The sequence below is a fragment of the Alloscardovia macacae genome (genome assembly GCF_002259705.1).
Taxonomy (GTDB): Bacteria; Actinomycetota; Actinomycetes; order Actinomycetales; family Bifidobacteriaceae; genus Alloscardovia; species Alloscardovia macacae.
In genome coordinates this window covers 57,204-63,203 of sequence record NZ_MWWT01000006.1, presented here as the reverse complement: position 1 = coordinate 63,203, position 6,000 = coordinate 57,204, and the positions used below count along the sequence as shown (strand labels likewise).

Here is a 6,000-nt window from a genome sequence, read left to right as displayed (position 1 = left end):
ACGCCAGTGGCATGGCTGGTTAGCTACGTTCGGGTGAGATAACCGCTGAAAGCATCTAAGCGGGAAGCTTTCTCCAAGATCAGAATTCCTAGCGGATTTAGAGCCGCGTGAGACTCCTTGTAGAACACGAGGTGGATAGGCTAGGCGTGGAAGCATGGTAACGTGTGGAGCTGACTAGTACTAACAGTCGAAAACAAACCAACAATCATATCTTAAGCATCATTAATCTTTCTGCAACACTGGAATACAGTGATCACGAAAACGATTTTCGCGTCTACTAGCCGGTCCCCAAACCACCACGTATAATAGAATATGATTACACAAGATTTTTGTGGTGGTCTTGGCCTCATGGATACGCCCAGTCTCCTTTCCGAACCTGGTAGCTAAGCGTGAGCACGGTGATGGTACTGCACTCGATAGGGTGTGGGAGAGTAACACACCGCCACAAATAATACTTCATTGATAAGGGAAGCACCTAAAAAGGTTGCTTCCCTTTTCACATACTCGGGGGCTTTTACACTGGTGGGAGCTCCCCTTTTTTTATTCCTAGGGGGTGTTGTGTTGTTTGTAGATTGTCTCATTCAACGTGGGATACCTTGGTAAACAAGCCTAGCCACGCGGGGTGAGTGAGAGAATCTGCAAATAACACGTTAAACACGAGGTGTAGAGGCGTGGTTATGTGTAAGTCGTCTCACTCCAGACGGGATTTTAGGGGGTTTCCAGTGCGGAGAAGCCTTTCTAGTGAGACCACTTACACACAACACCCCCCCGCCTCACCATCCGTCACGCCCTCATCTCTTCTCATACATACTAACTGCTCCCCATAGAATGAGGTGCTCTGTATACGACGAATAGGACTAGCTCTGATATTTTCTACCTACACCCGTTTTATGGTCGTATAGGACGTAAAATAGTGACCATAAGGCCATCATTCGTCTCATGATTACATTTACTTTTTTACAGTGTGTAAGGGTTCGCTGTCGTGCTCTCCGTCAGCGAACTTGTATCTTTTTACAGAGTGGATTCCCTGCGTAGACACGTATCTTTCTATCCCTAGCAGCGTATGTAGAGTACAAGCTTCTGATGTTTCACGTGAAACATCACGCCCAGTATTCGCTCAGCTCCTTCGCCATCGCTTCAGGAGATTCCTGGCATCCGCGCTCGAGCCAGGTGGCCTCGGCGAGGACGAGGCCGCCGAACAGAAAGTCGGGGAAGAATTGACCTAAGGAAGACGGGAAGAACGGACGGACGAGCGGATACAAGCGATGCGTGTACGCGTGCGCGGTCTCGGTGAACAGCCAGTGCGGATTATGCTCGAGGATAGTCTGCAGCGTGGCGTGACGCTCGTGCCAGAAGGCGAAGTACGCGGCGAGGAAAGCCTCGTACGTCGCGGGGGCGTGGGACTCGATGTACGCGAAGCACTCGGTGTAGAGCGCGTCGAGCTTCGCGTCGAGGATGTCCTCTTTCGAATTGAAGTGGCGGTAGAAGGTCTGGCGAGTGAGCTTCGCCTTCGCGACGACCTCTTTCACCGTAATTTCGTCGATGGGATAGCAGCACATGAGCTCCGTGAAGGCGCCGATGAGGCGGGCACGAGTCTGGGACGCGCGGGTGTCCGTCGGGTGCTCAGGCTGCTTCGGGTGCTCGGTCGTCTGTGGGGTCTGCGAAGTCTGTGGGGTCTGTGGCTGCTCTGTCATGGTATTTAGTGTAGCAAAAAGTGGCGGAACGAGGAGGTGCAGTGGTTATCCACCCCACCTATGACATACATCACACTGTGATGTAGCTCTACTTCCCCCGTCTCCCGCTCGAGAAAAAATGTGCCATAATAGTACATAACAGACCTTTCGTAGCGGAAGGGCGTCACTACGAGCACTATGAAAGTGAGAGTGAGCACAGATGAGCACAGAGCAGAATAAGCCAGCTACAGTCCCAGCCAGCGTCGCGATGCTTCGCGTCCTCGAGTCGTGGGGAGTCAAGCACATTTATGGATACCCTGGTGGATCGTTTAATTCCACCATGGCCGCACTGGATGCTGAGAAGGACCGCATTCAGTTCATTCACGTTCGTCACGAGCAGGTAGGTGCTCTGGCTGCGTCCGCAGATGCGAAGCTGACCGGTCACGTTCAGGTCTGCTTCGGCTCTGCCGGTCCAGGCGCGACGAATCTGCTCACTGGCCTCTATGATGCTCGTGAAGACCATGCTCCAGTGGTGGCACTTATCGGTCAGGTGCCGAGCACGAACATGAATTATGATTACTTCCAGGAGTTCGCTGAGAACCCTATGTTCGAGGATGTGGCCGTGTATGACCGCACTGTCATGACTCCAGAAAGCCTGCCATACGTCGTAGATAAGGCTGTGCGCGAGGCGTATAAGCATAAGGGTGTGGCTGTAGTGGTCATTCCGAATAATTTCGGCTACGCGCAGATTCCAGACACTCCATACTCCAGCTCCAGCCCTACGGACCGTAAGCCAGCTCCTCTCCCACATGCCACGGATGAGGAAGTGCGCGAGGTCGTCCGCCTCATTAAGGAAGCAAAGCGTCCAGTCATCCACGTGGGTCGCGGTATCGGTGCTGGTGGCGAAAAGCTCGTGGAGCTCTCGAAGAAGCTCCAGGTGCCACTGGTTCTCACGGGTCTGGCGAAGGGCCTGGTTCCAGACGAGTACGAGGCGAACCTCGGTTATGCGAACCGTGCTGCATGCAAAGCTGCAGATGAAGCTTTCGCTACGGCAGACCTCGTCATCGCCCTCGGCTCGAACTTCCCATTCGCTAACCTCGTGTACCGCACGCATGAATTTAAGTTCGTGCAGATCGATGCTGACGCCGGCCGCTTCGGCTCGCACCACTTCCTCGACTACGGTGTATGGTCGGATGCCACGAGCTTCGTGGAGTCCGCTCTGCGTCTTATCGAGACTGGCGAGGTCGAGGAGACTGAATCCACTCCATTCTTCCGCGCCTGCGTGGCGGCGAACCAGAACTGGCGTGAATACCTGCAGAAGATGATGAACCGCGAGTCGGATCCGCTCGAGTTCGAGGCGGTCTATAAGCAGATTAACCGCGTGGCTGAAGAGGACGCCCTCTTCTCCATCGACGTAGGAGATAACATCATTAACTCCTTCCGTTACCTGAACCTCACACCGAAGAATAAGTGGACCATCTCCGCTCTCTTCGCCTCCATGGGCTACGGTCTGCCGGGTGCTATCGCAGGTGCGCTGAGCTTCCCAGAGCGTCAGATCTTCCACATCGCGGGCGATGGCGCGTACTCCATGGTCATGCAGGATCTCATCACGGAGAAGAAGTACGGCCTGCCAGTGATTAACGTCATTACCTCGAACGCATCGCTGAACTTCATTAAGTCTGAGCAGGATGACATCGCCATGCCGCAGCATTCAGGCATCTTCCTCGAGGACCAGGACTTCGCCATGATCGCCCAGGGTATGGGAGTAGAAGCGGTGACTGTCCGCTCGTCTGCTGAGCTTCCGGCAGCCTTCGATAAGGCTGTAGAGGTTACGAAGGCTGGCCGTCCGTTCCTTATCGACGCGAAGATTACGGATAAGCGCGGTCTGCCGGTGGAAGAGCTCGAGTTCCACATGGAGGACGGAAAGCTCGTGGAGACCATTAACGCGAACTATAACGCGAATGGCACGCTCCACCATCCGGAGACCCTCGAAGAGTTCTTCGCCTCGTATGACGGCGAGGAGCTGCTGCCGATGACGCATTACTTCGAGCTCGAAGGCGTCGAGATCTAAGTTTGAGAAGAGAGTGAGGCGGGTAGCGCGAGCTGCCCGCCTTTTTTCTTAGCCCTCGTACGGCAGGCTGGCGAAGCGCGCGTAAACCGCCGGGTCGCTCCAGTCGAAGAAAGCGCTCGTTTTTTCGTCCAATTCTTCCACTGCTTTCATCTCGTCACTGCTGAGATTGAAATCCCAGATGGAAAAATTGGCCGTAATGCGGTCCGTATGCACGCTCTTCGGCAGCGGAATGATGCCGCGCTGCACGAGCCAGCGTTCGATAATCTGCGCGGTGCTGACCCCATGCGCGGCCGCGAGCTCAGCGAGGACCGGATGGTCGAGCGAGCCGTGGCGTCCGCGCGCAAACGGAGCCCACGCCTCCACCTGAATGCCGTGCTCACGCATGTACTGCACGTCCTCGCGCTGCTGATGGAAGACGTTCACCTCGATCTGATTCACGTGCGGAGCAACCTCGCTGAACAGAGAGAGGTCCTCGAGCCGAGCACGCGAAAATTACTCACGCCGATGCTCTTCACGCGGCCGGCCGTATACAGCTCGGTGAGCGCACGCCACGCGCCGAAAACGTCATGCATCGGATTATGAATGAGGTACAGATCCAGATAATCCAGCCCCGAACGCTCGAGCGAGCGGTCATACGCCCGCAAAGCGCCGTCATACGTGGTGTCCGTCACCCACAGCTTGCTTGTGACGAAAATCTCCTCGCGCGCGATGCCGAGCTCATCCTGCGCGCGGCGGACAGCACGACCCACCGCGCCCTCCGTCTGGTAAAACGCAGCCGTATCGATGAGACGATACCCCACTTTCAGAGCCTCGAAAACGGCATCCTCCGCCGTCTCGTCGCTAATGCCTTCGCCCGCGCTCGCGCTCGGCTGGAAGGTGCCGAAGCCGAGGGCGGGGATGCGGACGCCGTTACGGAGGAGGAGGGTGTGGGGGTGCGTGGTGTTAGGGGTGGTTTTAGGCACGGACGGCCTCCTTCTGCGCCTCCTTACGCTCCTCCTTCTGCTCTTCCTGACGCGCGATGTCCGCACGCAAAACCTCGAGGAAGCTGAGCGGTGCACGGCCGGTCACGCGCTGAACGTCCGAGGTGAGGCCAGCAGTTTCGCCATTCTTTATGGCGGTGTACGTGCTCACCCAGGCAGCCACCATCCAGTCTGGAGCGTCATACTGAGCGCGCGATGCGAAAGCCTCATCCTCCGTCTCGTCGATGTACGGGATGTGTGTTTCGAGCTCCTCGCTGGCGATGCGCACTACGTCTGCCATGCTCAGCTCTTCCGGACCAGTCATGTTTAGTGTCTCGTTCGCGTAGCTGCGTGGGTCGGCCAGAACGTGAGCAGCCACGCGGGCGATGTCCTCACGGGCTACCATGGAGCACACGCCGTCTCCGGCAGGGCCACGGACTTCGCCATACTCGAGGACGAGCTCGGTGAAGAACTCAGCGTAGAAATTATCCCGAATGAAGGTGTAGGTTATGCCGCTGTTCTTGATGTATTCTTCTGTAGCACCGTGGTCGCGGGCCAGGAGGAAGGAGGCGTTCTCGTCTGCGCCGTAAAAGCTGATGTACACGATGTGCTGTACGCCGGCCTTCGATGCTGCGTCGATGAAGGCTTTATGCTCCTGGACGCGCGTAGGGCTTTCGCCGGCCGAAACCATGAGGAGCGTGTCCACGCCGGTGAGGGCCTTCGCAGCGAGACGGTCATCAGCGTATGACGCTTTGCGTGCTTCTATGGTTTCTGTCCATGGTGCGTCTGACAGTCCTCGGGAGAGGCTGGTGATGAGCTTCGGCATAGAGCGTGCGATGTAGCGGATGATGGGCTCATCAAAGTCTTCGGGTGCCGTAGCGCGCTTAGACTGGGCTATAGACTGCTGGAGCTCGCGTGCTATGAGGCTGCCGAGGTGACCGGTGACGCCGGTGAGGCCTATGCGTGGCATGATGGGGGTCCTTCTCGTGTGTGATTTTTCTTCTTTTTTCTAGGATACTCGCAGCGGTGGTGCTGGTGCGGTGGTGGGGAGGAGAGTGGCGAGGGGGAGCGAGGGGGCGAGTGGGAGTTGTTTGCAAATCGTCTCACTGAGGGCGGTCGGACGGTGCAGAATGCGGGGAAATCGCGGTGAGAATGAGACGATTTACAAACAACTTAAACAACTTATCCAGAAATGACGTTCTTAGGGCCGTGAAAAGGTGCGTTATGTGTAAGTCATCTCATGCGCGGTGCTCGTGGGGTGAGAAGTCCAGAAAAATAGGTGCAGCGGTGAGATGAC

General features: G+C 56.3%; 5 protein-coding genes and 2 rRNA genes. 3 read left to right on the top strand and 4 right to left on the bottom strand.

The genetic code is table 11. The features are described 5' to 3' along the window. Both ALMA_RS05350 and rrf read left to right on the top strand, forming a co-directional pair. Nucleotides 1–203: ribosomal RNA gene (locus ALMA_RS05350) — 23S ribosomal RNA — on the top strand; the annotation flags it as partial. A 127-nt stretch (nucleotides 204–330) separates the two neighbouring features. Then, a 5S ribosomal RNA gene (rrf, locus tag ALMA_RS05345) occupies nucleotides 331–448 on the top strand. Nucleotides 449–1,100: 652 nt separating this feature from the next. On the opposite strand, the gene ALMA_RS05340 is transcribed toward rrf, so the two are convergent. Continuing rightward, the gene (locus ALMA_RS05340; protein ID WP_094726702.1) at nucleotides 1,101–1,694 is read right to left on the bottom strand and encodes a TetR/AcrR family transcriptional regulator; all 594 of its coding nucleotides are present in this window, start codon (nucleotides 1,692–1,694) and stop codon (nucleotides 1,101–1,103) included. A gap of 199 nt (nucleotides 1,695–1,893) precedes the next feature. On the opposite strand from ALMA_RS05340, the gene spxB reads away from it, so the two are divergent. Further along, nucleotides 1,894–3,744, top strand: a complete 1,851-nt coding sequence (spxB, locus tag ALMA_RS05335; protein WP_094726701.1) for a pyruvate oxidase — start codon at nucleotides 1,894–1,896, stop codon at nucleotides 3,742–3,744. A gap of 48 nt (nucleotides 3,745–3,792) precedes the next feature. Here spxB and ALMA_RS08250 read toward each other — a convergent pair whose 3' ends face one another. The 3 genes from ALMA_RS08250 to ALMA_RS05325 are packed head-to-tail and all read right to left on the bottom strand — an operon-like array spanning nucleotide 3,793 to nucleotide 5,673. Further along, on the bottom strand, nucleotides 3,793–4,182 hold the full coding sequence (locus ALMA_RS08250) for an aldo/keto reductase (protein WP_244568887.1): 390 nt from the start codon (nucleotides 4,180–4,182) through the stop codon (nucleotides 3,793–3,795). Continuing rightward, nucleotides 4,179–4,706 carry an aldo/keto reductase gene (locus tag ALMA_RS08245; RefSeq protein ID WP_244568886.1) on the bottom strand — a complete coding sequence of 176 codons (528 nt, stop codon included), beginning with the start codon at nucleotides 4,704–4,706 and terminating at the stop codon, nucleotides 4,179–4,181. Before ALMA_RS08245 ends, ALMA_RS08250 begins: the two co-directional genes overlap by 4 nt. Continuing rightward, complete coding sequence (locus ALMA_RS05325) at nucleotides 4,699–5,673, bottom strand: SDR family oxidoreductase (RefSeq protein WP_094726700.1); 975 nt, start codon at nucleotides 5,671–5,673, stop codon at nucleotides 4,699–4,701. The genes ALMA_RS08245 and ALMA_RS05325 overlap by 8 nt, the downstream gene beginning before the upstream one ends. Nucleotides 5,674–6,000: the final 327 nt, after the last annotated feature.

Coding starts and splice junctions, on each gene's coding strand:
- ALMA_RS05340 (WP_094726702.1), bottom strand. CDS start 1,694: ATGACAGAGCAGCCACAGACCCCACAGACTTCGCAGACCCCACAGACG.
- spxB (WP_094726701.1), top strand. CDS start 1,894: ATGAGCACAGAGCAGAATAAGCCAGCTACAGTCCCAGCCAGCGTCGCG.
- ALMA_RS05325 (WP_094726700.1), bottom strand. CDS start 5,673: ATGCCACGCATAGGCCTCACCGGCGTCACCGGTCACCTCGGCAGCCTC.